The 26,733-nt window shown below is 49.5% G+C and carries 17 protein-coding genes; 5 read left to right on the top strand and 12 right to left on the bottom strand.

From position 1 onward, the window contains the following. Position 1: 1 nt before the first annotated feature. The 3 genes from AC3WTP_RS17180 to AC3WTP_RS17190 are packed head-to-tail and all read right to left on the bottom strand — an operon-like array spanning position 2 to position 2,184. Positions 2-685, bottom strand: a complete 684-nt coding sequence (locus tag AC3WTP_RS17180; RefSeq protein ID WP_492395854.1) for a CpsD/CapB family tyrosine-protein kinase — start codon at positions 683-685, stop codon at positions 2-4. Then, complete coding sequence (locus tag AC3WTP_RS17185; protein WP_492395855.1) at positions 666-1,406, bottom strand: YveK family protein; 741 nt, start codon at positions 1,404-1,406, stop codon at positions 666-668. Before AC3WTP_RS17185 ends, AC3WTP_RS17180 begins: the two co-directional genes overlap by 20 nt. A gap of 19 nt (positions 1,407-1,425) precedes the next feature. Further along, a complete protein-coding gene (locus AC3WTP_RS17190; protein WP_492395856.1) occupies positions 1,426-2,184 on the bottom strand; it encodes a tyrosine-protein phosphatase in 759 nt (252 codons plus the stop codon). 309 nt (positions 2,185-2,493) lie between these two features. Here AC3WTP_RS17190 and AC3WTP_RS17195 point away from each other — a divergent pair, with 309 nt between their 5' ends. Beyond that, positions 2,494-2,892, top strand: a complete 399-nt coding sequence (locus AC3WTP_RS17195) for a helix-turn-helix domain-containing protein (RefSeq protein WP_492395891.1) — start codon at positions 2,494-2,496, stop codon at positions 2,890-2,892. Between the two features lie 105 nt (positions 2,893-2,997). On the opposite strand, the gene AC3WTP_RS17200 is transcribed toward AC3WTP_RS17195, so the two are convergent. The 6 genes from AC3WTP_RS17200 to AC3WTP_RS17225 all read right to left on the bottom strand — a co-directional run bounded on the left by AC3WTP_RS17200 (position 2,998) and on the right by AC3WTP_RS17225 (position 15,109). After that, complete coding sequence (locus AC3WTP_RS17200; protein WP_492395857.1) at positions 2,998-3,156, bottom strand: hypothetical protein; 159 nt, start codon at positions 3,154-3,156, stop codon at positions 2,998-3,000. A gap of 168 nt (positions 3,157-3,324) precedes the next feature. Continuing rightward, positions 3,325-4,638, bottom strand: coding sequence for an MFS transporter (locus tag AC3WTP_RS17205; protein ID WP_492395858.1), 1,314 nt, complete (start codon positions 4,636-4,638; stop codon positions 3,325-3,327). 134 nt (positions 4,639-4,772) lie between these two features. Next, on the bottom strand, positions 4,773-9,371 hold the full coding sequence (gene gltB / locus AC3WTP_RS17210) for a glutamate synthase large subunit (protein ID WP_492395859.1): 4,599 nt from the start codon (positions 9,369-9,371) through the stop codon (positions 4,773-4,775). A gap of 485 nt (positions 9,372-9,856) precedes the next feature. Beyond that, positions 9,857-12,070 (bottom strand): Ig-like domain-containing protein, encoded by a 2,214-nt coding sequence (locus tag AC3WTP_RS17215; protein ID WP_492395860.1) that lies wholly within the window; start codon positions 12,068-12,070, stop codon positions 9,857-9,859. Positions 12,071-12,303: 233 nt separating this feature from the next. Beyond that, entirely contained in the window at positions 12,304-14,322 is a 2,019-nt protein-coding gene (locus tag AC3WTP_RS17220; RefSeq protein WP_492395861.1) for a YhgE/Pip family protein, read from the bottom strand. 205 nt (positions 14,323-14,527) lie between these two features. Further along, on the bottom strand, positions 14,528-15,109 hold the full coding sequence (locus AC3WTP_RS17225) for a TetR/AcrR family transcriptional regulator (RefSeq protein ID WP_492395862.1): 582 nt from the start codon (positions 15,107-15,109) through the stop codon (positions 14,528-14,530). 389 nt (positions 15,110-15,498) lie between these two features. Between AC3WTP_RS17225 and AC3WTP_RS17230 the strand changes: the two genes are divergently transcribed. The 3 genes from AC3WTP_RS17230 to AC3WTP_RS17240 all read left to right on the top strand — a co-directional run bounded on the left by AC3WTP_RS17230 (position 15,499) and on the right by AC3WTP_RS17240 (position 19,027). Further along, on the top strand, positions 15,499-16,644 hold the full coding sequence (locus AC3WTP_RS17230; RefSeq protein WP_492395863.1) for an MGDG synthase family glycosyltransferase: 1,146 nt from the start codon (positions 15,499-15,501) through the stop codon (positions 16,642-16,644). A gap of 52 nt (positions 16,645-16,696) precedes the next feature. Next, complete coding sequence (locus AC3WTP_RS17235) at positions 16,697-17,086, top strand: hypothetical protein (protein ID WP_492395864.1); 390 nt, start codon at positions 16,697-16,699, stop codon at positions 17,084-17,086. Positions 17,087-18,178: 1,092 nt separating this feature from the next. After that, positions 18,179-19,027 carry a hypothetical protein gene (locus tag AC3WTP_RS17240; RefSeq protein ID WP_492395865.1) on the top strand — a complete coding sequence of 283 codons (849 nt, stop codon included), beginning with the start codon at positions 18,179-18,181 and terminating at the stop codon, positions 19,025-19,027. Between the two features lie 193 nt (positions 19,028-19,220). Here AC3WTP_RS17240 and AC3WTP_RS17245 read toward each other — a convergent pair whose 3' ends face one another. The 3 genes from AC3WTP_RS17245 to AC3WTP_RS17255 all read right to left on the bottom strand — a co-directional run bounded on the left by AC3WTP_RS17245 (position 19,221) and on the right by AC3WTP_RS17255 (position 25,314). Continuing rightward, positions 19,221-20,381, bottom strand: a complete 1,161-nt coding sequence (locus AC3WTP_RS17245) for a Gfo/Idh/MocA family protein (RefSeq protein WP_492395866.1) — start codon at positions 20,379-20,381, stop codon at positions 19,221-19,223. Positions 20,382-21,042: 661 nt separating this feature from the next. Then, positions 21,043-22,314 carry a 2-oxoglutarate dehydrogenase complex dihydrolipoyllysine-residue succinyltransferase gene (odhB, locus tag AC3WTP_RS17250; protein ID WP_492395867.1) on the bottom strand — a complete coding sequence of 424 codons (1,272 nt, stop codon included), beginning with the start codon at positions 22,312-22,314 and terminating at the stop codon, positions 21,043-21,045. Positions 22,315-22,449: 135 nt separating this feature from the next. Continuing rightward, on the bottom strand, positions 22,450-25,314 hold the full coding sequence (locus AC3WTP_RS17255) for a 2-oxoglutarate dehydrogenase E1 component (protein ID WP_492395868.1): 2,865 nt from the start codon (positions 25,312-25,314) through the stop codon (positions 22,450-22,452). 403 nt (positions 25,315-25,717) lie between these two features. Here AC3WTP_RS17255 and AC3WTP_RS17260 point away from each other — a divergent pair, with 403 nt between their 5' ends. After that, on the top strand, positions 25,718-26,653 hold the full coding sequence (locus AC3WTP_RS17260; protein ID WP_492395869.1) for a helix-turn-helix transcriptional regulator: 936 nt from the start codon (positions 25,718-25,720) through the stop codon (positions 26,651-26,653). The last annotated feature ends 80 nt before the right edge of the window (positions 26,654-26,733 follow it).

Below are 26,733 nucleotides of genomic sequence, written 5' to 3' on the forward strand. Positions count from 1 at the left end.
CCTAGTCGTATTTGTACAGCTTGCTATGCTTATGAGGCTTTACTTGATTAAGAACGACACCTAATACGTTGGCCTTCACCATCTCCAGATTCAGCCTCGTCTTCTGTACAAGCCCGCGCTTTACTTTGCCTGCCTGCACGACGAGCACGACACCATCTACAGCAGTTGATAGGATTAAGGCATCCGTCAGGATATGTGCTGGCGGGGTATCGAAGATGATCAAGTCGTATTCCTGCTTCCATTCCTGAAGCAGCTCGCTGAGCCGCGGCGAAGCTAATATTTCCGCAGGATTCGGCGGCACCGGACCAGAAGGGAGAATCGATAAATTCACGAGGAACGTCTCCTTCACCGCATCAGCTTGAATCGCCGGCGACCTCGGCAGCGTGAGTAAGTTCGAAAGCCCGTAATAATTGGTTATACCGAAGAAGGAATGAAGAACTGGCTTGCGCATATCCGCATCGATAATCAACACCTTTTTTCCTTCCTGCGCATAGGAGACAGCCAGATTCGCAGCGATGGTAGACTTTCCTTCACCTGGCTGAGTTGATGTGATCATCAGTGTTTGTATGGGTCTATCCCAGCCTGCAAAGTTAACATTCGTGCGTATCGTGCGAAATGCTTCCGATATGAAGGACTGTGGATTGATGACGGTAATTAATTCTCTGTTACGCGCTTGTCTTGGCATTTAGTTCACCTGCTTGCTTCTCATTTACACGTACTGTTTTCTCTTCAAGGTCACTTTTCTTCATTCTCGTCACCGTTCCTAAAGCGGGCAGACCGAGCATCCCCTCTACTTCTGCCTCCGTCTTGATCGTGTCATCCAGCTTCTCGAGCAAGAGCGAGATCGCAAGCATGAACATAGAAGAGAGAACGAAAGCGATCATTAAGTTCAATAGGTGATTCGGGCTAATTGGAGCAGGGTGATCATCGGGCTTCGCTAGATCAAGCACCGACACATTATCTACCTTCATCAGCTGCGGAATATCTTCTTTGAAGACGGTCGCCATGGCGTTTACGATCTCAGCCGCTCGCTGATACGAAGTGTCTACTAGGGTTAATGTCATCACCTGGGATTCTCGCCCTGATATAATTCGCACCTGCTGCAGGAGCTCTGCGTACGGCTGTAAATCAGGGTATCGCTCCAGCACTTTATCCTTTATGCGGGCGGACTGCAGTATCTCCTTGTAAGAATTAATCAGCATAATGTTCATATTGATCGTGTTCACATCCACAGGCGCGGGGGCATTGTCCGAAAGATTGTTCACGAGCAGCTTGCTTGCGGCTTCATACTGCGGTGTGATCCAATTGAAACTGACGTACCCGACTGAAGCGCTTAGAAGGAGAACGAATACCGTCATGAACCAGAAACGTTTCTTAATGACATGAACTAAGTCTTGTAATTCCACTGCAACCAGTCCTTTTTCGTTATTGCAGGAATTTACCGCGTGGCAACAGCGCATATTTCCCTGCTTCGACCTGCTTGCCTGCTATAACTAGGTCCGCATTCCGCTTAACTTCTTCCATATACTCAACACTTACATGCTTGGCGATCATGGCGTAAGCTTCTTTCAGATGAAACTGTCTGGTATGGATATGGTGGGCATCCGAACCTAATAAGTGAGCCCATCGCTGCTTGCATATCCATATGGCGGTCTTCTGGATCTTGCGGCCATACTCTCCTATCAGCGAGGGTGCTGTCACTTGAAGCAGAATCCCTTTGGCGATCCAGCGTTCTAGAATGGATGGCTGATTTACAATCGTGAGATGTCTCTCAGGGTGAGCAATAACAATCTTCACCCGTGCGGCTGTCATATCCGCTACGAAACGATGGAAGTATACGGGGATACTCGATCGCGGCAGCTCCACGAGTAAATAACAGCTGTCAGCGAGTGTCTGCATATGACCTGCTTCGAGATCCTGCATATAGGCTGCGTTTAATCTATACTCTTGTCCTGTTAATAAACGTACAGGCAGCCTTGACTGCTCAAGCTGAATCTGAACCTGTCGAAGCACCTCACGTATCTTGTCCGAAGGATTGTCATGATGTCTCGTCCGATGATGAGGTGTCGCGACGATCGTGTGAACGCCCTGCTTCGCGGCATATGCAGCCATTCGCAGCGTCTCTCCCATGTCGCTGGCTCCGTCATCTATTCCCGGGAGAATATGACAATGAAGATCAATCACTCTTTGATCACCTGACTTTCGCGTGTGGTATGCTGGAGAAAAGCATGCTTATATATATAAATGAAACTTGTAGCGACTTTATTACTACTATTTATTGATTCTTTGTAAGTCTTCTGGATTATCTCAATTGTTGAGCGATCACAAAAAGCCATTCCCGCTCGACAAATATGAGAGGAATGGCTGCATGAACTTTATGAAATCTATATTCGACAAAAATGCTCTATGATAGAATAGATTCGCAAGGAGTTATGATATACCGTTTGATCATGGCACTGTAAGCTGCGTCTCTGGGCTAGAACGCGATAGAGCCTGCATGATAGGAGGTTAAATGTAAGAATGGATTACGGCACCCGAATAGCGGAGCTAAGAGAACATAAGGGATGGACCCAAGAGGAATTGGCTTCATCGCTGGGCATTACACGAGCCTCCCTCTCCCACTATGAGAAGAATAGACGCAAGCCTGACTTTGAAATACTTAACCAGTTGGCGGATATATTTGAGGTATCTATCGACTATATTATCGGCCGCACCAATCGCATACAGCCAGCCTTGTCCGATGATGTTCGCGGCTTTGTGGACAAGCTGGAGCTATCAGATGAAGATCTGCTGAAGAGCTACAAGCTGATGGTAGACGGTCGTGAACTGACAGACGAGGAAGCAAGACGGTTTATCGCCTTTGTTCGCGCTGAGCGGCTCATGAGAACCTAGACATAATGAGGCTCATTCCTTAAGCTGATTCATCAGCCTTAGGAACGAGCCTCTTCTAATTCGTATTGAGCTCATCTATACCAAATCCTAGAGATCGGAACACCTTTACGAATTAGCCCCATTTATCGAAAGGATCTGAATGATGCCCTCTGTATAACGCTCCGTCTCAATACCCATTTCATGAAGAATCTGGGCTACATCCAATACGATTCGTGAGTCCTCTTGATGCTCGTTCAGGCTGTCGGAATACCGATGTTCGTTCATACCTGTCCTAACCCCGCTTCATCATTATTCTGTGAAGTGTCCTTCTTCGCATGTATGCCTAGGACAACTTTAAGTATAGCGAAATCGTTCAAGGTAAACTGTCGGACAGTGGAGACAACCATGCATCATTCCAGTTCTATTTTTGTCGAATGCCTTGTAATACGAGGGCTAGATGTCAAAAGGTTGGGCGTACGCTGTCGCGCGAGATTCGCGGTGAAGATAAGCATGCACAGCAAAGCTGATAACGGACATGACTCCGATGATGATCGAGACGATGACTACTGCATCCAAGCCTCCTCCATCGTATGCTATTCCCAATACATAAGGTCCAATCATTCTGCCGACCGAGCTGATTCCACCCGCGACGCCCATATAGAATGGAGCTTGTCTTCCTGTCCGTGCCGCTAAGAACGCTGGAACCGCCGGCGAAACCAGCATCTCTCCAAGCGTTGCGATGAGCATGCCAAGCACGAAGCCGGGATATGAAGGGATGATCCATATGACCCCATACGCGATGCAATAGAGCACGGCGCTCCATGTCAATTGCGAGGTTATCGGCCGGGCTATCGTTCGTTTGATCCAATTCGTAATCGGCTGTCCGAGGAAAATGATGATTCCGTTGATCGTCCACAGCCAGCTGTACATCTTCATCTCCATGCCTTGATCCGTTAGGTGAGGCGCAACTCCTGAGCCCCACATCGAATTCGCAAGCCAAATCAGCATCGCCCCCACAGACAGGAACAAATACAGCCGCACGCTCTTGAGCTGATCCCACATCGTTAGAGCAGGAATTGTGCCTGTTTCAGGCACATGAGCAGGCTGCTTATATACTTTGGAACCGGTTGATGAACCAGCGCGATCTTGTAATTGATCTCTGCCGCTGTTGTCTGGTTCCTTTATTTCTATCTTACGTAAATAATAGTAGAAAAAGACCGCAAACCCCGCCGATGAAGCTGCATTCAACAAAAAGGTCAGATTAAAGGATATGTCCGCTAGTATACCGCCTATCGCTGTTCCAAGCGCAACACCGATATTGTTCGCCACATAGACGGAATTGAACAGCTCGTCCCTGCGTTCCGGCCATTGAAAGCCGATAAAGGACTGAATCGCCGGCATCGACATATTCGTGGTGAAGCCGATTAACGCCATCGTGATAATGTAGCCCCACCAATCATTGTAAGCCGTAAAGACTATCGATGCCTGCAGCAGTCCCGCTAGAGCCAGCGAGCCGATCAGCAGCTTGCGAACACCGAGCCTGTAGTACATGGATCCGCCCGCGAATTGACCGAGCATCCCGCCAAGCATCTGCATCATAATGACGAAGCCCGCATCAGCCAGTGACCGCCCCAGCTGTTGATGAACGAAGATTGTCGTCAGCGGCCACATGAGCGCCGCTCCTGTTGAATTAATCATACTCGCCCATATGAAGGAGTTCATCGCACGAGAATTACCGCGAAACATAGCCCATGGAGAATGATTCATGAATGTAATCACCATCTATTCTGAAAATGAAAAACCCTTACCATCAATCTACTAGTACTCACTTGTACTATCGTAGACGATGAATAAGGGTTATTCAAGAACTTCTAATACTTATTATGGAAGCTGCGGCGGCATTAATTGCCTGCCGCGCGGTTCAAGTCGCGCATATTCGCGTCAAATGCCGCTAACAACGCGGCTTCGCCAGTCAAGCCTCTCGCTTCAACCTTCGCGATCTGCTCCATCATCCGCTTATAATCCTTCGGAATAACGCGAACGAATTGCGGCAGCGTCGCCTTCCAATTGTCGAGGACGCGCTGACCGAGCTCACTGCCCGTATAACGAACATGCTGCTCAATCATCTGCTTCACAGCCGTCTCTTCCTCTTCGTCCTCGATGCGCTCCAGCAGCACCATCTCCAGGTTGCAGCGGTTCACGAAGGTATTATCGGGATCGAGCACATAGGCGATACCGCCAGACATCCCCGCCGCAAAGTTGCGGCCTGTCGTGCCCAGAACGACGACACGTCCGCCCGTCATATATTCGCAGCCGTGATCGCCGACACCTTCCACGACCGTATGCGCGCCCGAGTTCCGCACCGCGAAGCGCTCGCCCGCGATCCCGCGGATGTACGCTTCGCCGCTCGTCGCGCCATAGAAGGCCGTATTGCCGATAATGATGTTATCCTCGGCTTTATATGTCGCGCGTGGCGACGGCTTCACGATCAGCTTGCCGCCGGACAGCCCTTTGCCGACATAGTCGTTGCTGTCGCCGACGACCGTAAGCGTCATGCCGCGCGGCACGAACGCGCCGAAGCTCTGGCCTGCCGATCCTTCAAATGTGAAGCGGATCGTATCCTCAGGCAGGCCTTGCGCGCCATACTTGCGCGTCACTTCGCTGCCGAGTATCGTGCCCGTTGCCCGATTCACATTCGTAATCGGGAACGTGCCTTCCACGGCATCGCCCTGCGCGAGCGCAGCCTGCGCGGCTGATACGAGACGCTGCATATCCAGCGTCTCTTCGATGCCGTGGTTCTGCTCGCGCGTCTTGATGCGCGACGAGCCTTCAGGCAGCTCCGGCTGATACAGGAGCGTCGTCAGATCCAGATGCTTTGCCTTCCAGTGGCTGACCGCTTCTTTTATATTCAAGCAGCCGGTCTGACCGATCATCTCGTCTAGTGTACGGAAGCCGAGCTCTGCCATAATCTCGCGCAGTTCTTCAGCTACGAACATCATGAAGTTGACGAGATGATCCGGATCGCCCTTGAAGTTCTTCCGCAGCTCCGGATTCTGCGTCGCAACGCCGACCGGGCATGTGTCCAGCTGACACACGCGCATCATGACGCAGCCTACGACGACGAGCGGTGCAGTTGCGAAGCCGTACTCCTCGGCGCCGAGCAGCGCTGCAATCGCCAGATCGCGGCCGGTCATCATCTTGCCGTCCGTCTCCAGCTTCACGCGGTCGCGCAGATTGTTCAGGATGAGCGTCTGGTGCGTTTCCGCAAGCCCAAGCTCCCATGGCAATCCTGCGTGGCGAATCGAGCCCTGCGGCGAAGCGCCGGTACCGCCGTCATAGCCGCTGACAAGGATAATGTCGGCGCGCCCCTTCGCGACACCTGCCGCAATCGTGCCGACCCCCACTTCGGATACGAGCTTCACGTTGATCGCCGCGCGCGGGTTCGCATTTTTCAAGTCGTAGATCAATTCCGCCAGATCTTCAATCGAATATATATCATGATGCGGCGGCGGTGAGATCAAACCGACACCCGGTGTGGAGCCGCGAACCTCAGCTACCCATGGGTACACCTTGCGTCCTGGAAGCTGGCCGCCTTCACCAGGCTTCGCGCCCTGGGCCATCTTGATCTGGATCTCCTCCGCGTTAACGAGATAGTTGGACGTTACGCCGAAGCGGCCAGATGCGACCTGCTTGATCGCGCTGCGGCGCCAGTCGCCGTTCGTATCCTTCACGTAGCGCGCCGGATCTTCGCCGCCCTCGCCGGAGTTCGACTTGCCGCCGATGCGGTTCATCGCGATCGCGAGCGTCTCGTGCGCTTCCTTCGAGATGGAGCCGAATGACATCGCTCCCGTCTTGAAACGCTTCACGATGCTCTCTACCGGCTCAACCTCATCGATCGACACCGGCTCGCCCGCCGGCTTCAGATCGAACAGCGAACGAAGCGTACCGTTCTGGCTGTGTTCGCCCTGCACGAGCTTGGAGTATTTCTTGTACAGCTTATAGTCGCCTTTGCGGCAAGCTTCCTGCAGCGTGTGGATCGTCTGTGGATTGTACAGATGCTCCTCGCCGTGCTTGCGCCATTGATATTCGCCTCCGGTATCAAGCTCTCGATCACGTCCTTCTTGGCTCGCAAATGCTCGATAATGCTGAGACAGTGTCTCCTCCGCGATCTCCTCGAGACCGATGCCGCCGATGCGGGATGCTGTCCACGTAAAGTATTCATCTATGAAATCGGATTTCAATCCGATGGCTTCAAATATCTGTGCGCCGCGGTACGATTGTACCGTCGAGATGCCCATCTTCGACAGAATCTTAACGACACTTTTCGTTGCGGCTTTAATATAGTTCTTGACCGCCTTCTCATGCGAGACACCGCGAAGCAGCCCTTGTTTAATCATGTCATCCAGCGTTTCAAATGCCAGGTACGGGTTCACCGCATTCACCCCGTATCCGAGCAGCAGCGCATAATGATGCACCTCACGCGGCTCGCCCGATTCCAGCATAATGCCGACCTTCGTCCGTGTTCCTTGACGGATCAGGTGGTGATGCAAGCTGGATACCGCGAGCAAGGCTGGTATCGCCGCGTTCTCCGCATCAACTCCGCGGTCCGACAGGATGATAATATTATGGCCCTTCCCTATGAGCCGATCTGCCGCTTCGCACATGAGCTTGATCGCCGCGCGCAGACCTTCCGCGCCTTGCTCCGCCGTGAACAGGATTGGAATCGTAATCGACTTGAAGCCCGGGCGGCGAATATGGCGCAGCTTCGCGAACTCTTCATTCGCGAGCACCGGCGTCGCGAGCTTAATGTGGCGGCAGCTCTCCGGCTCAGGATTAAGCAGGTTGCGCTCTGGTCCAATCGTAGTTCCCGTCGCCGTTACAATCTCCTCGCGAATCGCATCGATCGGAGGGTTTGTGACTTGAGCGAACAACTGCTTAAAGTAGTTGTATAAACGCTGCGGCCGATCGGACAGCACCGCGAGCGGCGCGTCGTAGCCCATCGAGCCTATGGGCTCGACACCGCTTGTCGCCATCGGCTCCAGCGTCTTGCGCAGCTCTTCAAAAGTATACCCGAACGCCTGCTGCAGCTGAGTCACATTATCGTGATTCGGCTCCAATGCTTCCGGCGCGTCCGGCAGACCGTCAAGGTCAACGAGATGCTCATCGAGCCACTCCTGATATGGATTCTCGGCAGCAATCTGCGCTTTAACCTCTTCATCGGATATGATGCGGCCTTGTGCAGTATCCACGAGCAGGATACGACCTGGACGCAGGCGATCCTTATAGAGCACATTCTCAGGCGGAATATCCAATACGCCTGCTTCCGATCCCATTACGATCAGATCGTCCTTCGTCACATAATATCGAGCGGGACGCAAGCCGTTGCGGTCCAGTATAGCGCCGATCTGAACACCATCGGTAAACGCCATGGCCGCCGGTCCATCCCACGGCTCCATCAAACAGCTGTGATATTCATAGAAGGCGCGCTTAACTGGGTCCATGTTCTCATTGTTCGACCACGGCTCCGGTACCATCATCATCGCCACATGCGGCAAGGAGCGTCCTGCCAGGTACATAAATTCAAACGTATTGTCGAACATCGCTGTATCTGAGCCGTCCGGATTAATGACTGGCTTGATCTGCTCCAGCTCTTCACCGAATGCATCCGACTGGAACAAAGTTTGACGCGCGTGCATCCAGTTCACATTGCCGCGCAGGGTGTTGATTTCACCGTTATGGATCATGAAGCGGTATGGATGAGCCCGCTCCCAGCTCGGGAACGTATTCGTGCTGAATCGAGAGTGGACTAGCGCAATGGCAGAATCAAGAGTGTCTTGTTGAAGATCGAGGTAGAACTGACCAACCTGCTCCGTGGTCAACATGCCCTTGTATACGATCTTGCGGAAGGACATGCTCGGGATGTAGAACGTATCGGCGCCTTCTGCATCTGAGTAGCGAATGGCAAGCTCTGCCCGCTTGCGGATCATGTACAGCTTGCGCTCGTATGCAAGATCATCCGCAAGGTCGCTGCTGCGTCCGATAAACACCTGACGAACATAGGGCTTAACCGCCTTGGCGGATTGACCGAGCATCTCGTCGTAAGTCGGCACGGTCCGAAACCCGATACATGTCTGGCCCGCTTCTTCAATAATCTCCCGCAGCACTGCTTCATGCTGCTCACGAATACGCTCATCCTGCGACAAAAACAGCATGCCGACGCCGTATTGTCCGGCTTCCGGGAGCTCAATTCTTTGCTCCTTCATCTCATTCGAGAAGAAACGATGCGGAATCTGCAGCATAATGCCCGCTCCATCGCCAGTATTCGGTTCACTGCCTTGACCTCCGCGATGCTCCATACTGACCAATACGGCCAACGCTTGGCGAACGATGTCGTGGGACCGCTGGCCTTTAATATGAGCGACGAACCCCATACCGCAAGCGTCTTTCTCAAACTGCGGGTCGTACAAACCCTGCTTTAATGGTAAACCGTATCGATTCATAGAAAGCAACCTCTCTGTCCGCATTTTATTTCGAAGTATTGAATACTTATAATTATTCATTCAAATTGTTTTACTATTTTATCACCGCGCTCCAAGCCTGACAATTTAAATATTTTATGATTGCGATAAGATTTGTTTTTGCTTGGCAGCCGTCACTGTACCTATTCCCGCTACGCCCGACCGCATATGACATATTATATGAAGTGCATAGTTAATCATGCTTTTGTCTCATTTTGTAGCCTTAACATTGACGCGGTAAACCTGCTCATTCAGGGATGGGGCATCAGGCATGAATAATTGTATTTTTATGCATTATTATGAATACAAATATACATACACAACCATTCAAATCTATTCTCAAGCCATGCTCCTCACACCCACCAACCGTCTCGTCCAACCTGTTTTCAGTCCAAACTTTATGTCGAATAATGCAAAGACCGCAGCCCTCTTTAATAGAGAAACTACGGTCTTGATCCATCGATTATTTATTTGACTGTAACACGAAGCGTTGTCGATTTTCCATCAAATGTGATTTTGATCGACCCGCTTCCCTTAGACACACCTTGCACATTGCCTGGTGATACCTTGATCTTCGTACTTGAAGGAACCGCGACTACCTTCGAAGTGACATCAACCACTTCTCCTGTATCATAGATCGCGCTTACCTTCCATGTTGCGCTCTGACCTACCCCCAGCTTAATGCTGGAAGGATTCGCTTCAATCTTCAACAGCTTCGGCTTGACGTATACCGGTATTTCAAGCTTCGTTCCTTGGTACTCTCCAACCAGCTTGGTATTGCCGATACTTACGCCCTTCACGGAGCTGCCTCTAACAGTTGCAATCTTCTCATTTTCCACTTTCCAATCAATCTTGGAGCCGAGCGAGATCGTCTTGCCATTCTTGTACTTGCCTGTTACTTTAATCGTTTCAGACTTGCCTACATTCGTATAGATACTCTGCGGTTCAATCTCATAGCTCACAACCGCTTCTTCAATCGTAACTTTAAGCGACAGCTTCACATTGGAAAATGTACCATTCAACGTCATTTTGCCAGCGACCAGCGCCTTCAGCTTGTCATCCAGCACAAGCAGATTCGGAGAGGTGGATTCCCAATCCACTTCTTTCGTCACATCCTGCTCTTCTCCGTCCGTGTATATAACGGTGACGGTAGGAAGCTCTGATTCTTTACCGGTAATGAGCTTAAGCTCATCTGCGTTCGCCTGCATAATAAGTGCTTTGCGATTAACTTTGACGTTCAGAATCATCGTCTTGCCGTCAAGCACACCGATCAACTGCGCTTCACCGCGCTTTTGTGCTTCGATCTTGCCATCGTCGACCGTCACGATATCTTCATCGCTGGATGTCCACTTCATGATTTTGCTGACATCAACTTTGTCGCCACCAAGTGTTACACCATTAACGACAGGGATGTCCACGATATCATCGACATAAACGTCCAGCTCGCGAATTCCAGATTCGTTCGTATCTGTCTTCTCGTCTTTCCATTCAATGTCTTTAATTATTGGGTATACCGTTACTTCAAGGGACTTTGTCAAACCTTTGTACGACGCCGTAATCGTCGCAGTTCCCGCGCTCTTAAAGCGAAGAACACCCTTATCCACAGTCACGGCCATCACGTTGCTGGACGTCCATTCTGCTTCCTGGCTGACATCAATCGTATCCACTTGGCCTGTTGCGTCATTTTTCTTCATTACATATGTAGATATTTTCTCTTCTGGGTCGCCGATCATTCTATTCAGCTTCTCGCTTGGCTCCATGCGCATCGCTTGGAACGATGAACGAACAACAGCGGTTATGGAATCGGTGCGGCCTAGATAGGATACCGTAATGGTCGCAGTACCTACATTAATAGGCTTCACTTTACCATTCTTCACTTCTACCACATTGTTATCGCTCGATGACCATTCGGCTTTATCGGCTACATCCAGCATGGCACCGTCTGGTTGCTTAACCAACGCAGCCAATTGCTGTTCCGCGCCGCCGTATTCAAACTCCAGCAGTTTATCGGGAGCAATCTTAATCTCATCGTACGGAATGCCTACCGTTAACTTAATCGTCTTCGACATCCCTTTATACAATACCGTAATATCCGCTTTACCTTTGCTCTTTAGCGTGACTTTACCTTTAGATACATCCGCGACTTCCGTGTTGGAAGACGTCCAAGTTGCGAGATCCGTTACATTGTCTTCTGTAACAGGGTTGGTATCTTTCGCAATTGCTTTCCATTCCGGCTGCATACCTAGCTGTAAAGTTTGCTCAGCCGCAACTTCTAGGTTGGATTCCGCATTCTGTACAACAAGAGTGTCGTACATGTATTTGGAGACAACCGTTTTCTTCAATGTAAAGGACTGATACTTAGCGGTAATTTCCGCTTTCCCTTCACCTACACCTTTAACCCAGCCATTCTCTACGGTTACAACATTCGGATTAGAGGAGGTCCAGGTTGCTGCGCCTGTTACATCTCTCTTGCCGCTCTCTTCTTTAATCGTAGCCAACAATTTAAGCTGTACAGACTGGTCCTCTACAATAACATCAACCTGCGGCGATTGGTTCTCAAATTCGACATTGATCACGGTTTCTGCCGCCTGAGCGACTCCGTTGAATGGTAATACGCCAACAATCAGCGTTATAACTAGCATTAAGGCAAACCATGATGCCTTCTTGCGTCTTACATTCACTTGAACTTCCCCTTTCCACATGACGGTAATGTCACAAAGATTCATATACATACTATAACGGTTCTTTCGCTATAAAATGTTATGAGGAATCGACAAATTCCATTATTTTTGTGTAAAATGAGTCATTCATCCTAGTTCCTGCTTACGGCTATCTGCAACTATCTGCCATAAATAAAACACCTCTACCTGCGACCACAGATGGTCTACAGATAGAGGTGCTTTTCATAGATTGATTAAGCTGCTACTGTTGGGTTCTGCTGCGCCTCATTCTTGCTTTGGCGAGCTTTGACCGTAAAGAATGTGAATGTAATCGCTGCGAATACGACCATATATATTGCAAGTATGCCAACTTGATGCCACATCGCGCTTATATCTCCAGTTGAGATTACAGCTTTGAAGCCCATTACGGTGTAAGTCATTGGCAACAACGGTCCAATGGCTTGCATAAAGTCAGGCGTCAACTCAACTGGGAATGTACCGCCACAGGATACCAGTTGTAGAATTAGCAGAACGATTACCATGAATCGACCTGGGTTGCCTAGCGTCGTCACAAGGGACTGAACGATCAGCATAAAGGTTACGCTGGTCAGAATCGTGAACAAGATGAACATGCCGGTATCTTTCACTTCAAGTCCAAGACCTTGCATCATGACCCAGTCTGCGATCAGCGCTTGGACAACACCTACGGACAGGAAGAGCATTGTCTTACTGAAGAATCGGCTCCAGCCGTTTGCGAACGGATCAGGCGATTCTACCAATGGTATGATGATCGTCAAGATTAACGCACCTACGTACAAGCCTAAGGACAAGAAGTATGGTGAAAAGCCAGTACCGTAGTTAGGTACTTCATAGACACTGGATTCTACAAGCTTGACTGGTTTAGCGTACATTTCAACACGTTCGTCTGTTGATTTAATTTTCGAAGCACCGTCTGCAGCCTCGTTCAGCTTAGTCGAAAGCTCATTAGAGCCGTCTCCTAATTGAACTGTACCTTCATGCAGCGCCTCGCTGCCTGCTGCCAGCTTGCTTGCTCCGTCTGCCAGCTGATTGATTGCGTCTTCTGCTTGCGTTACTCCGCCTTGCAAGCCGGAAACGCCTGTTGCGAGCTTATCTGCTCCTGCTGCAAGCTGCTTGCTGCCCGCAGAAGCTTCATTCAGCTTCGTATCGAACTGCTTCATTCCTGCTGTCAGTTGATCCTGACCAGCAGTGAGTTGCTTCGCTCCTGCAGACAATTGCTGCTGACCTTGATTCAACTGGTCTGCGCCTTCAAGAACCGACTTGCTGGCAGCGACCAGTTGTTTCACCGCTGGGTTCTCTGCCAACTCTGGACTCATCTTCGTCAGCTGCTCTAAGCCGCCGGATAACGCTGCCGCGCCCTCTTTCAGCTTAGCACTGCCTGCTGCCGATGCTTCCAAGCCCTGCTCTAAGCCTGCAGCTCCTTGCTGCGCTTGCTGAGCACCATCCAGCAGCTGCTTATGTGCTCCAGACAGTTGACCAAGTCCGCTGCTCAACGAAGCTGCACCGCTGTTTAATCCGTTAACGCCATCCGTCAACTGCTTGACGCCGCTGTTGAGTGGAGCTACGCCCTGTTTCAACTGAATAGCGCCGTCTGCCAGCTTATTCAAGTTCTCATTCAACGTTTGAGCTCCATCTGCCAGCTCGACTGTTCCATCATGCAGCTTGCCAGCGCCGTCGCCGGCTTCCTTCAAGCCGTCAGAAGCCTTCCCTGCTACCTCAAACATAAGAGTTGTATAGGCCTCTGTTACATTACTGGATATCTCTGAATTGATTTCTTTTATAGCAGCGTCTCCGATCTGAGCCGCTAAGAAGTTATGACCTTCATTTGTTTCAAAAATGAGCTCTGCAGGCTTCGGCTCATCATCCATCAGCGTTGTCGCCTGCTTCGAGAAATCTTGCGGGATGGTTATCGACATATAATAGCGATCATTAATCAGACCATCTTTCGCTTCATCCGCTCCTACAAAGTTATACTGAAAATCATTGCTTTTCTTCAGTTCATCCGTAAGCTCTTCACCTACGGCGAAGGTTTTCCCTTCAAAAGTGACACCCTCATCCAGATTTACAATTGCGATAGGGAGATCTCCCAATCTCGCATACGGGTCCCAAAAGGTCCCGACAAACAAGCCGCCGTACATAACTGGGATTAACATGACTGCAATAACTGGTATGAGAAGCTTCGGACTCTTTAATATTTGCTTCCATTCTTTGCCGAACAATCTTAAACCTTTCATAGTGTTGTTCCTCTCTTTTATTTAGAATACTTCTTCTGGAGATGTGATATTTCACACTGACATCATTTGCCAAAACCATCTGACTATTTGGCTCATTTGGTCATTCGAGGCAAAAGGAAACGACTCGTCTTCCGGCCAACAATTCGCTTTAATCTACGAATCGTAAACCATTGTGTTGCGGAAGTCGTGACCTTTGGCGATCTTCTTATGAATCAGATATCGAGATTGCTTTGAAAATATGATGGTAGAACAGCCCTTTAATCGTCTGCTCTTCCAGCGGCTCATACATCTTGTTCCACTCGGTCGTAAGCGACTTGTACAACTGGTACATGATGAAACTAGTCAACTTAGGATCAAGCTGTTTTATCTCTTTCTTATCCATAGCCGTCTGCAGCTGACGCTCCATATAATGAAGGAGTTCATGCTCAAGCCTGTCGAGCGCTTCCTGCGCCATCGGTGTTCCAAAGTCGCGCAGCTCTTGAGACAGCTTCATAGCCAACTCATGCTTGCTGCGGAAGTAGAGCACTTGATCCAACACCTTGTACATACTCTCAAAGAAAGGGCGCTTCACTTTGATCTCGCGATCTGCAATCTCCTTCATTTCCAATATCACGGACTGTATGATCTGATCAAAGAGCTCTTCCTTAGTTGCAAAAAAGGTGTAGATCGTGCCTTTGCCAACCTTCGCAATCTTCGCGACTTGATCCATCGTCGTTGCCTTATAGCCGAATAAAGCGAATGACTGGGCGGCTGCTTCTATAATTTGTTTGCGTCGATCTACGGACATCGGTGTCACTCCTTTCCAGCTAACCGAATAACACTCATGTATCACAATCTAAACCCTAGTGACTGAATGACCAGTTTACTTATTTGGTCACCGAGTCAATGGAATCACTCTATCACAGTCGAATGTAAATTGCAACAGTCTTTTCTGAAAAAGTTCTGTTACATGTTATTGTTGTTTTTCATACGACAGGACCCTGACTAATCCAGCACTCTGAATTGCAATGTAATCGGCAAAGTGTTGTACGGAATACAACATTGTTGATCATCCTAAGCTCTTCGTATATCAACAACTAACCAAAACTAGCCTAATAAAATTACACATTAAATTATGTATATGGTTCTGGATGATTCTGTACGGATTAAAGGTTATAATATGATTGGGTGAAATAGATGAAAAAAACAAGAATCCTTCTATTATCTGAAGGTTTCGGTACTGGACATACACAAGCCGCGCATGCGTTGGCTAATGGATTGAAGCGTCTCGACCCCGATATCCATCCTCGAGTGATGGAATTAGGCAAGTTCCTTAATCCAACTGTAGCGCCGCTTGTCATTGAAGCTTATCGGAAGACAGTCAGCACGAGGCCGAGGCTCGTTGGTTTATTGTACCGTAAACAATATCAAAAGCCGCTTAATCGCATTACACAGCTTGCCTTACATCGAATTTTTTATACTCATGCATCTCTGGTTGTGCAGCAGCTTAAACCTGACGCAATCGTGTGTACGCACCCATTTCCGAACATCATTATGTCCCGTCTGAAGCGAGCAGGACTCCAGGTTCCTCTCTATACTCTCATTACGGATTATGATGCCCATGGATCTTGGATTAATGATGAAGTCAACCACTATCTCGTATCCGCCGAAGTTGTAAAGCGCAAGCTGCTGGATCGTGGAGTATCGCCGGATCGAGTCAACGTATCTGGAATCCCTGTACACCCGAAGTTCTGGGAACGTTCCTCTCAAGAAGATGCGCGAACTGCGCTCGGGCTTCGTTCTATGCCAACTGTCATGTTTATGGGCGGCGGATGGGGGCTGTCGCTTAATGATGTGAGGTTGGATGAAGTCACTCAAAGATGGCGTGACCGAGTTCAGTTTCTGTACTGTATGGGAAGCAATTATAAAATGATCGATCGAATGAAGCAGAACCCTGCCTTTCAGCATCCGAATGTACATATTTACGAGTTTACGAAAGAGATTCCCGTCATGATGGACGCTTCTAATCTGCTCGTAACGAAGCCGGGGGGCATGACCTGTACCGAAGGCATGTTGAAAGGAATCCCTATGCTGTTCGATTCGCCCATACCAGGTCAGGAAGAGGAGAACTGTTCGTACTTCATCGAACGAGGCTTCGCTCAGATGATGGACAATCATACGATCTTGGAGGAGTGGTTAGAGGCGATATCGTCCGATTCTGACAGTCAGATCAGGGACAAGTTCAGCAAACCGATCTCCAGAGAGTACATGGAGCAGTGTCCAAGAGAATTGCTCCAGCTCATTGAAGAAATCCGCTTGAAACCGGAACATATCCGAAATTAATCACGATACCCGCTTATTGCGAGCAAAGGTTATCATCACGGAGGAGAATTGTATGCTGTATAAGCCGTTTGGTATAGCTGGATTCATCTTGGTTGTTAGCTCGATGGTATTGAAGTCATTAGGTGTTACCCAAAATCTGACCATTCTTGGCATTATCGCACTTGCTGGACTTATCTGCTTTGGCATTGCAGAGAATCAATTCGGCAAACGTCATTGGCTTGTAAAGTACATTGACTACGCTCCGCTGGTTGTGTTCGGATTTTTATTTGCCGTTCAGATGAGAGACCACGTGACGTCGATCTGGTATGCTGCAGCCATCATTCCGTTAAGCGCGCTTTCCGGCTGGGAAGCGAATCGTATGGCGCGCAAGGAGAAGTACCGCACGATGAGGCGGATCGAAGAGATGCTGCCTAAGCAGCCGACAGAGCATAAGCATCATTAATGAAAGGGAGCGTACCTGTAGAGTTGATTACAGGTACGCTCCCTTTTTTAGTTGCCGGAGGTATCAATGGATACCTCCGGCAAGCCGAGCTGTGCGCTTGCGCGGGGCTGAGACGTTGATTTTCTGTGTCTCAGACCACTGAAGGGGCTTGGACGGCTCCTTTTGGTGGCTGAGATGCACTTTTTCGACGTCTCAGCTCATTTTCGCGCCCTTTTCGGGGCCGAGACGTTGATATTCTGCGTCTCAGACCGCTGAAGGGGCTAGGGTTGCACCTTTTGGAGGCTGAGATGCACTTTTTCGACGTCTCAGCTCATTTTCGCGCCCTTTTCGGGGCTGAGACGTCGATTTCCGACGTCTCGGACCGCTGAAGGGGCTTGGATGGCTCCTTTTGGTGGCTGAGATGCACTTTTTCGACGTCTCAGCTCATTTGCGTGCCCTTTTCAGGTCTGAGACGTTGATTTTCGACGTCTCAGACCGCTGAAGGGGCTTGGATGGCTCCTTTTGGTGGCTGAGATGCACTTTTTCGACGTCTCAGCTCATTTTCGTACCCTTTTCGGGGCTGAGACGTTGATTTTCTACGTCTCGGACCGCTAAAGGGGCTTGGATGGCTCCTTTTGGTGGCTGAGATGCACTTTTTCGACGTCTCAGCTCATTTTCGTGCCCTTTTCGGGGCTGAGACGTTGATTTTCTGCTTCTCGGACCCGGCAGGCGCATCGCTTGGCGCTTGTGCGGAGCTGAGATGGCAATTGGCAACGTCTTCGGTGGTTCATGATCTCAATTTTTTTGACCCGCTTTGTATTTCCCCTCATCCTTACCCTTCATGATTTCCCATAGTTTCATCTTGTGTCCCTCATCGTCAATCCGGTTTCTTTTACAGATAAGCGCCTAAGTCATATTTGAAATATGGTCCTTATGTAGCAAGTGTCCTAAAGGATTTCGCGGCTTTTCAAGTAAAACAAAAAGGGTTTATCCATTTGAAAAGGTCCATCAACAACCATATTTACCCAAATATTTCGAAACATATCTATCACGAACAGCGTTATATAGTCTGATAAGTTTATTGGGAACACGATCACGACAAGGAGTGAGAACATGAGAAAAACGGGTATTTTCGTAATTCTGATTAGCATATTCTTACTAACAGCTTGCACTAGCAGTGGAGGCAATCCACTCGATACATCCTTACCAGAAGAGAATTCTCTCCAATCAAACACGTCAACTGCAGAATCCAACAAGCCAGAAAAAATTGAGCTCCCAACTCTAACATCCTTTTTAAATTTTGATGAGCTAGAGCAGTATAGAATGATGACTGGAACCGGTAAAGAATTATCGGAGGAGGATCTAAAAACCCTTTCAATAGACAAAAAACAAAAAGATTATGTAGAGGTTGTAAAAGCCTACATAAAGCAAGAAATGAAGCAGGAGCCCATTTTCTTGGATAGTGTAGATGGAACCTATAATCCCAAAAAAGTAATCGTTGGATCAAAAGAAGGAAATATCTATTTGCTGCAACTTCAAAAGTGGTACAACTACAATGAAATATGGACAGTCAAGAATCACGCCCTTTTGGATGACAAAGAGAATGCAGTTTCTCCAAGAAAAAGTGTAGAGTACCAAATCGTTGATGAAAAAGATCTAAGCACGTCACTACAAAAACAATTAAATCAAAAGATTGCATCGGGAGAAAAACATAGCTACATTCACGAAGAAGGTATCACTTATATCCTACTTAAAGCTCCTGAAGGACAGTCTGTTGAAGTGAAAAACATATTTGGTGATGAATTCTCAATTGAGATTGATTACTCCGTCATAGGGAATACCTATCCTGAGTATGGGGAAAATCCACAGCTACTTATTAAGGTTGACTCACCAATATCTGATATTATTTTCAGAGAATATTCCTCAATAAAAACAGACCTTGAAAGATTAAATATGCCGTGAGATATAATTGAGGTACATGCGCTTGAATCGCCTTTACCATTTATAGCAAGATAATAATGGAATATATAGATCTTATATTAGAAAAGCGACCTGCTCCATTAGGAGAAATCGCCTCTAAGGTCTTAATTCACATTATTGTAGTCCTTCACGTCATACGTGAGATTCTCAGGGAAGGTAGCCGCGTCCGCCTCTATTAAGCCTGTACCGGCTCCGTTAGATTCGGAGCAGTCGATACCTTCACAACGCCTCCGCCTGAGCGAATCGATTCCGTCGCCGCACAGCCTACAGCTACGCTCATGCGCCCCGCAAGCGGCGTCGCGATAGGCTCCTTGCCATCCAGTATCATATCAACGAAATCCTTACAGATGACAGGATCAGCCCCTCCGTGCGAACCGTGAGCTTCCTTCACCTCGTACACCCGATCCGCAAGCTCTCGGTCTGTGTTCGAACGGCGCGTCCAGACGTATACCTTATTGTCCACCTCGCTGTTCTCCATGCGCCCCTCCGTACCGATGAAGGTATAATTGCGCTGATAATCCGGTGTAAAATGACACTGTAAATAAGAAGCCTTAATCCCGCCCTCGAGCTCCATAATGACCATGTTATTATCTTCAACATTTACTTCTTCACGGAATGCACACTGGTTCAGACTGCCGGAGCTTGCTTCAGTACATGTCTCCCTCTCCTTGCAGGTTGGGCATGTCAGATCATTCGGCTTATCGCCGCCGAAGAAGTCCAGACTTCCAAATGCCGACACCTTGGTTGCATAACTTCCGGTAATCCAATGAATAATATCAATGTCATGGGAGCCCTTCTGCAGCAGCAGTCCTGTCGTATTATTCGAATTGGCATGCCAGTCGTGGTAATAGTAATAACCGCCAAACCCGACAAAATGGCGCACCCATACAGCTTTTATCGTCCCAATCGCACCTGAATCGACGATCTCCTTCATCGTACGGTACATATTCATGTAGCGCATATTGAAGCCTACCATCAATCGCTTGCCGGATTCTTTCCACGCCTGCAATATGTTGTCGCAGCCCTCCACCGTGATCGCTAACGGCTTTTCACAGAACACATGCTTGCCAGCCCGAAGCGCTGCCACCGCATGCTCTTCATGAACATAGTCAGGTGAAGTAACGGCAATCGCATCGATATCATCACGAGCAATCAGCTCACGGTAATCTGTCGTTACGAAGGCATCTGGATTAACATCGTCTTTGAATTCCTGCAGCCTTTCTGGGAATATATCCGCCGCTCCTACAACGATGGATCGCCCTTCTGGATTATGCCAGTACTTGGCGATACCGCCTCTCCCTCTCGCTCCGATGATACCGATTCTAACTTGTTTCATGTGATCTCTCCTCCTACTCGCCTACTTGTTTTGAGTTTGAATTAGCTCACCTTAACACTGCATAACGCTCTCACTTCTTAATATCGATCATATGCGGTCTGATGGATCTCTTGATATCGCTTTACACTCATCTGCTCAAATTGCTAAGCGTAGCATGAGGGCCACACATCATCCATCTTAATGGAGTTCTTCTCGGCATCTTCCGCATTCTTCATTGTAAACGCTTCCTAAACCACCCTTATATAGCTTCGCCACATACTCAAGCAATTCCTTGTATTTCTACGTAGCATGGATGTGAAGGATATTTCACCAAGTGCTTCATTTGGGTAGAGACGATTGTGGTGATCGAGAAGCTTGATTCCTCTATCCAAAACATTGCGCAAAAAAAGATAATTTTGGGTAGTAATATGATAATAATTTTCGAAAGTAAATGTGCATTTTTTTTTGGAAAATCGAGGTTGTTTGTGCCATTATAGTACGCTAACAATTACATCGTCAACCCTTAATTTTCCAAAATAGAGTAATCATTCTTCATTTTTTGGGTGCAAATTTCCCAGATTATTTCTTCAGAGCCAAGCGACCCAGCTATTGAATTCGTAAGACGCAACAAAACCGCCGGAGCATTAGCCCCAGCGGTTTTTGAAATAAGGACATATGTGTTTTAGCCTTGAAGCAGCAGCTCTTCTGGATCCTCCAGCAGTTCCTTCACTGTACGCAGGAAGCTGACCGCTTCAGAGCCGTCGACGATGCGATGATCGTATGAGAGCGCGATGTACATCATTGGACGGTTCTCCATACGCTCTTCATCAATCGCGACCGGACGGAGCTGGATCGTATGCATGCCGAGGATACCTACCTGCGGCGTATTCAATATCGGTGTAGACAGCAAGGAGCCGAATACACCTCCATTGGTAATCGTAAAGGTGCCGCCTTGCAACTCATTAAGTGAAAGTGTGTTGGAACGTGCTTTCTCCGCCAGGTGCAAGATCTCTTTCTCGATTCCCGCAAAGCCTAGCTTGTCAGCATCTCGAACGACAGGCACAACCAAGCCTTCCTTCGCGGATACAGCGATACCGATGTCGTAGTGCTTCTTCACGATAATGTCCTCGCCGTCAATCTCCGCATTCAACAGCGGGTATTTCTTCAGCGCGCCGACAACCGCCTTCGTGAAGAAGGACATGAAGCCGAGACCTACATCGTTCTTCTCCTTGAACGAATTCTTGCGGCGCTTGCGGACGTCCATAATCGCGGTCATGTCCACTTCATTGAAAGTCGTCAGCATAGCTGCCGTTTGCTGCGCTTGCACGAGACGCTTCGCAATCGTCTGGCGGCGGCGCGACATGCGGACGCGCTCTTCGTGCGGAGCTAGCGCGACCGACTGCGACGCACTGGCAGGCTGCACAGCAGCACGCTCAACCGCGCGCTCAGCAGGGCGCTCTGCCCCGCTTGCTGCGCCAGCGCCTGTGCGCACATCACCCGCGTGCACGCGTCCGATCGGATCGCGCGGGCGGATATCGTCCAGCGCGACGCCTTGCTCACGCGCTAGCTTGCGCGCTGCCGGCGTAGCGTGCACCGCTTCGCCATTGCTCTGCGGCGCTTCGGCAGCAGCCTTGGCCGGCTCAGCAGCCGGAGCCGGAGCTGGAGCCGCAGTAGCCGCTGCCTCTAGAGCAGCCGCAGGGCTGCTCACCGGCACTACGCCCGCCGCTCCAATCGTTCCGATCACTTCGCCGACGCCAACTACCTCGCCTGCTTGGCGAATGATGCTCTCCATCACTCCGTCTGCTTCCGCACTTATTTCCAGATTAACCTTATCCGTTTCCAGCTCAGCCAGCACGTCTCCGTACTTAACCGCGTCGCCTTCCTTCACATGCCAACGATGAAGCGTTCCTTCTAGAATTGATTCTCCCAAGTCAGGAATAATGATATCTGCCATCTCGGTACCCTCCCATAAGATAACCTGTGTCATCTGCTACGCAGTCCATATCAATCACAATGAATTCCGTTTATTACACATCAAGAATCTATCGAATTCTATCCAGTGACATCGAGCTCGTTCACTCTCCGAGGCTTATCTCACTAGGGCTTCAACAAGGCGGGTGTCCAGCAGCGCCTCTGTTAAGAACAGATTCTGCTCATACGCGTGCACATCCGCATATCCTGTCGCAGTGGATGAACGTTCACCGCGTCCTACATAACGCAGCTGCTTATCGCCGACAAGCTCCAGCAAGCGCGGAAGCATGTAGGACCAAGCGCCCATATTGCGCGGTTCTTCCTGCACCCAGACGATCTCTTTCAATGCCGGCATGCGGCCGATCATTTCTTTCAATTCCACTTCAGGCAGCGGATACAGCTGCTCGACTCTAGCAATATGGAGCCAGCTCCAATCGCGGTCAGCGTCGTTTGCGACTCGATCAGCGAGTTCTAGAGATATCTTGCCGGAGCATAGAATCAAGCGCTCCACCTTCTCAGGCGCGCTGCCAAGCAGCGGTTCTTCCATAACTGGGCGGAAACGACCCTCCTCAATCTCCTGAATCGAGGACACTGCACGCGGATTGCGAAGCAGGCTCTTCGGCGCCATCAGCACGATTGGTCTTGCATCCATCGTTCCGCTGAGGGCTGCTTGACGGCGCAGCATATGGAAGTATTGCGCCGCGCTGCTCAGATTGGCGACCATCCAGTTCTCTTCTGCCGACAGCTGCAGGAAGCGCTCTAGACGCGCGCTGGAATGCTCTGGTCCCTGTCCTTCATAGCCATGAGGCAGAAGCATGATTAAGCTTGAATATTGGCGCCACTTGGCAAGGCCGGCGGAAATGAATTGATCGATAATTACCTGGGCCGCATTCGTGAAGTCTCCGAACTGTCCTTCCCAGAGGACCAGCGTCTCCGGCGCAAACACATTGTAGCCGTATTCGAAGCCGAGCACTGACGCTTCAGACAATGGGCTGTTGTAAACCGCGAACGATGCTTTCGCTTGCGGCAAGCCATGCAAGCTGCAATAGGTGCTGCCATTGTGCTCATCGTGCAGCACCAGATGGCGCTGTGCGAACGTGCCGCGCTCTGAATCCTGGCCGCTAAGTCTGATCGGCCGGCCGTCTTCCAGGATACTGCCGAAGGCCAGCGCTTCCGCCAATGACCAGTCGACCATGCCGTTCTCCTCCAGCGCTGCCGAACGGCGCTGCAGAATGCGGTTCAGCTTCGGATAGACGCTGAAGCCTTCAGGCGTCCGCAGCAATTCTCTGCTTATCCGGCGCGCACGCTCCGCTGTGATCGCAGTTGTGAGCTGCTCAGGCGCTACCTCGCGACTCAACTGCTTCGTTCCCATCGGTGCCGGGATCGACTTCACCGGCTCGGCCTTGATCTTGTCATAAGCCTGCTGCAGCTTATCTTGCACAGCCTGAATCATCGTTTCGAATTGCTTCTCCGCAATTACGCCTTCCTTCATCAGACGCTCCGCATACAGGTTAGCAACCGTAGCATGCTTTGCGATTCGATCGTAAATAATCGGCTGTGTCGCCGCGGCGTCGTCCATCTCGTTATGTCCGTGGCGACGGTATCCAACCAAGTCGATCAGGAAGTCTTTATTGAACGTCTCGCGGTATTCAACCGCCATCCGAATAGCTTCGATACATGCTTCCGGGTCGTCCGCATTGACATGGACGATCGGAATTTCATAGCCTTTGGCAAGGTCACTTGCGTACATCGTCGAACGTGAATCATAACGATCCGTCGTAAAGCCGATCCGATTGTTCACGATGATGTGAACGGTGCCGCCGTTTTGATAGCCGCGCAATTTATTAAAGTTCAGCGTTTCCGCAACTATGCCCTCTCCAGGGAAAGCCGCATCGCCGTGCATAAGCAGCATCGCCGCACGCTTCGTATCCTGTACCGGATATCCCGCCGCTTGACGATTATCCTGTGCCGCGCGAGTAAAGCCTTCTACAACTGGATTGACGAATTCCAGATGGCTCGGGTTATGGGAAAGAGTAACGCGCGTTTGCACGCGTCCTTCCTGTTCGAGCGCGAGATTCGCTCCAAGGTGATATTTTACGTCGCCGGACCAGCCATAATTGATGCCCATCGAGCCCTCGGAAGGCACTTGGTCCTTGTTCGGCGAATGGTGGAACTCAGAGAAGATCCGGTCATATGACTTGCCAAGCACATGCGCAAGCACATTCAAGCGTCCGCGATGGGCCATACCCATCATGACATGCTCAACCCCATCGAGCGTGAGCTCGCGGACTGCCGCCTCCAGCATCGGAACGAGAACATCTACGCCCTCAATCGAGAAACGCTTCTGTCCGACAAAGATCCGATGCAAGAACGTCTCGAACTGCTCTACCTGCAACAGGCTGTGCAGAAGCGCGATTCGCTCTACTTTCGTCATCGGCGTCTTAACGCCGGACTCCACCTTTTTCCGCAGCCATTTGCGTTCATTGCGATCATGAACATGCCCAAAGTCGAATGCGATCGACCCTGTATACAGCTCGCGCAGCCGCTCTATCGCCTCGTATGCCGTTGATACATCTTCCGGCGCATCCTGCCACACTAGACGAGATGGAAGCGCTCGCAATTCTTCGTCTGAAACATCAAATATTTCCGATTCAAGTCGTTTGATATCAGAAATACTGTCGAATCCAAGCGGATCAATATCAGCCGCCAGATGCCCATACACACGAATGCCGTCTGCCAGTCGAACTGCGGTGCCTACAGCCTCCATATTTGGAAGATTCCCCGATGCGGTCGCTTCTTCCGTAACTTGCTTATATTCAACCCCCGCTGTCGGCGGGCCGTAACGTTCAAACATTTCGCGATAATTTGCATCAACAGCATTGGCATCTTCAACGTAGCGCTCATACACCTGCTGAATATACCCCTCGTTAGGACCGATGAAAGACTTCCACACCTGCTGCGGCTCGAAATGTCCCTTTGCCATGAATCCTTACCTCCTCAGCCTCTCTATTCCTTTTGCAAATGAAACAAAAATGCTCAACCACTTGAACCTCTGTCATTGTGGAGATACTGGAATGATTGATGACGATAAGAGCTCATATTCATCTCATTTCGGCATTGAATCATTATCGGAGAGTTGGACTAAGAAGTGTTTCCACAACGCACTATTTTTTTGAATCCCCTTAATAAATACCATTTATTTCAATTAAATTGTTTAATTTTAAATTAAATATAATTAAAGTAAGGAAGAGTAACAATATCATTATTAGAACGGTCTACCCCCAAAAATTAGAACAATCAGGAAATTGACTTCTCATTTCGCAGGATATGGATTACGCTGTTGTCAGGAAATTCAGGAAATATCGTGTGACTAAAGGAGAATTATATTGAAAATAGATAGACTGCTATCCATCGTCATCCTGCTTATTAACCGAAAAATTGTGCAAGCAAAAGATCTTGCTGATACATTCGAGGTTTCCGTTCGGACCATCTATCGCGACATTGAGGCCATTAATCAAGCTGGGATTCCAATCGTGACCTACCAGGGCGCTAATGGCGGCATTTCACTCGCGGAGGGGTATAGACTGGATCGAAATCTACTGACTAACGATGAGCTTGCGGCGATCGTTACCGCCTTGCAGAGCATAGCATCGTCTCATCAAAGCTCAGACAATCAGATGCTGCTGGAGAAGATCACCAGCATTATTCCGCCATCAGAATCTGAGAAATTCAACATGAAGACACAGCAGATGATCGTTGATTTCTCGCCTTGGGGCAGTCATGGACGGCTGGAAGAGAAGCTTGTGCTGATGAAGCAGGCTATTGAGGAGCAGCATCCGGTTACCCTTACGTACTGCAGCGCGGATGGGTCGGTAACCACCCGCAGCATAGAGCCATATACGCTCGTCTTAAAGCGCCAGCACTGGTACGTGTACGCATACTGCCGACTTCGAGAGCAGTTCCGCTTCTTTAAGATGTTTCGCATCCGAGATATTCATATCGAGGATACCGCCTTTGTGCGACAGCCTATCGAGATCAATGAGCTGCCTTGGGATCAGGATTGGGGCAGGTCAGCACCGCCAGAAGCGATCGTGCTGCGCTTTGAACAGAACGCCAAGCATCTGGCGGAGGAATGGTTCGGGGTCGAAGAGCTGGAGGAAGACGAACATGGCAAATACGTCGTATCGGTTGCATTTCCTGAGGATAACTGGCTCTATGGCTTCATTCTCAGCTTCGGTGCAGGCGTCGAGGTCGTGAAACCAGAGCGTGTCCGACGCACGATTCAATCCATCGCCGCTCAGATTGCCGATAAATATAATTAAGCATCGCCTCATAAACCTGACAAATAGATGTCAAGTTCGTGCCTGTATACTGGAATCAAACCGATACAGGAGGGATTGCC

The organism is Paenibacillus sp. EB106-04-04-XG159 (assembly GCF_058791835.1).

Excerpts from the sequence above, each read along its gene's own strand:
- AC3WTP_RS17240 (WP_492395865.1), top strand. The coding sequence starts at position 18,179 with ATGAGAAAAACGGGTATTTTCGTAATTCTGATTAGCATATTCTTACTA.
- AC3WTP_RS17225 (WP_492395862.1), bottom strand. The coding sequence starts at position 15,109 with ATGTCCGTAGATCGACGCAAACAAATTATAGAAGCAGCCGCCCAGTCA.
- AC3WTP_RS17180 (WP_492395854.1), bottom strand. The coding sequence starts at position 685 with ATGCCAAGACAAGCGCGTAACAGAGAATTAATTACCGTCATCAATCCA.
- AC3WTP_RS17235 (WP_492395864.1), top strand. The coding sequence starts at position 16,697 with ATGCTGTATAAGCCGTTTGGTATAGCTGGATTCATCTTGGTTGTTAGC.
- gltB (WP_492395859.1), bottom strand. The coding sequence starts at position 9,371 with ATGAATCGATACGGTTTACCATTAAAGCAGGGTTTGTACGACCCGCAG.
- AC3WTP_RS17200 (WP_492395857.1), bottom strand. The coding sequence starts at position 3,156 with ATGAACGAACATCGGTATTCCGACAGCCTGAACGAGCATCAAGAGGAC.
- AC3WTP_RS17255 (WP_492395868.1), bottom strand. The coding sequence starts at position 25,314 with ATGGCAAAGGGACATTTCGAGCCGCAGCAGGTGTGGAAGTCTTTCATC.
- odhB (WP_492395867.1), bottom strand. The coding sequence starts at position 22,314 with ATGGCAGATATCATTATTCCTGACTTGGGAGAATCAATTCTAGAAGGA.
- AC3WTP_RS17245 (WP_492395866.1), bottom strand. The coding sequence starts at position 20,381 with ATGAAACAAGTTAGAATCGGTATCATCGGAGCGAGAGGGAGAGGCGGT.
- AC3WTP_RS17220 (WP_492395861.1), bottom strand. The coding sequence starts at position 14,322 with ATGAAAGGTTTAAGATTGTTCGGCAAAGAATGGAAGCAAATATTAAAG.
- AC3WTP_RS17205 (WP_492395858.1), bottom strand. The coding sequence starts at position 4,638 with ATGAATCATTCTCCATGGGCTATGTTTCGCGGTAATTCTCGTGCGATG.
- AC3WTP_RS17230 (WP_492395863.1), top strand. The coding sequence starts at position 15,499 with ATGAAAAAAACAAGAATCCTTCTATTATCTGAAGGTTTCGGTACTGGA.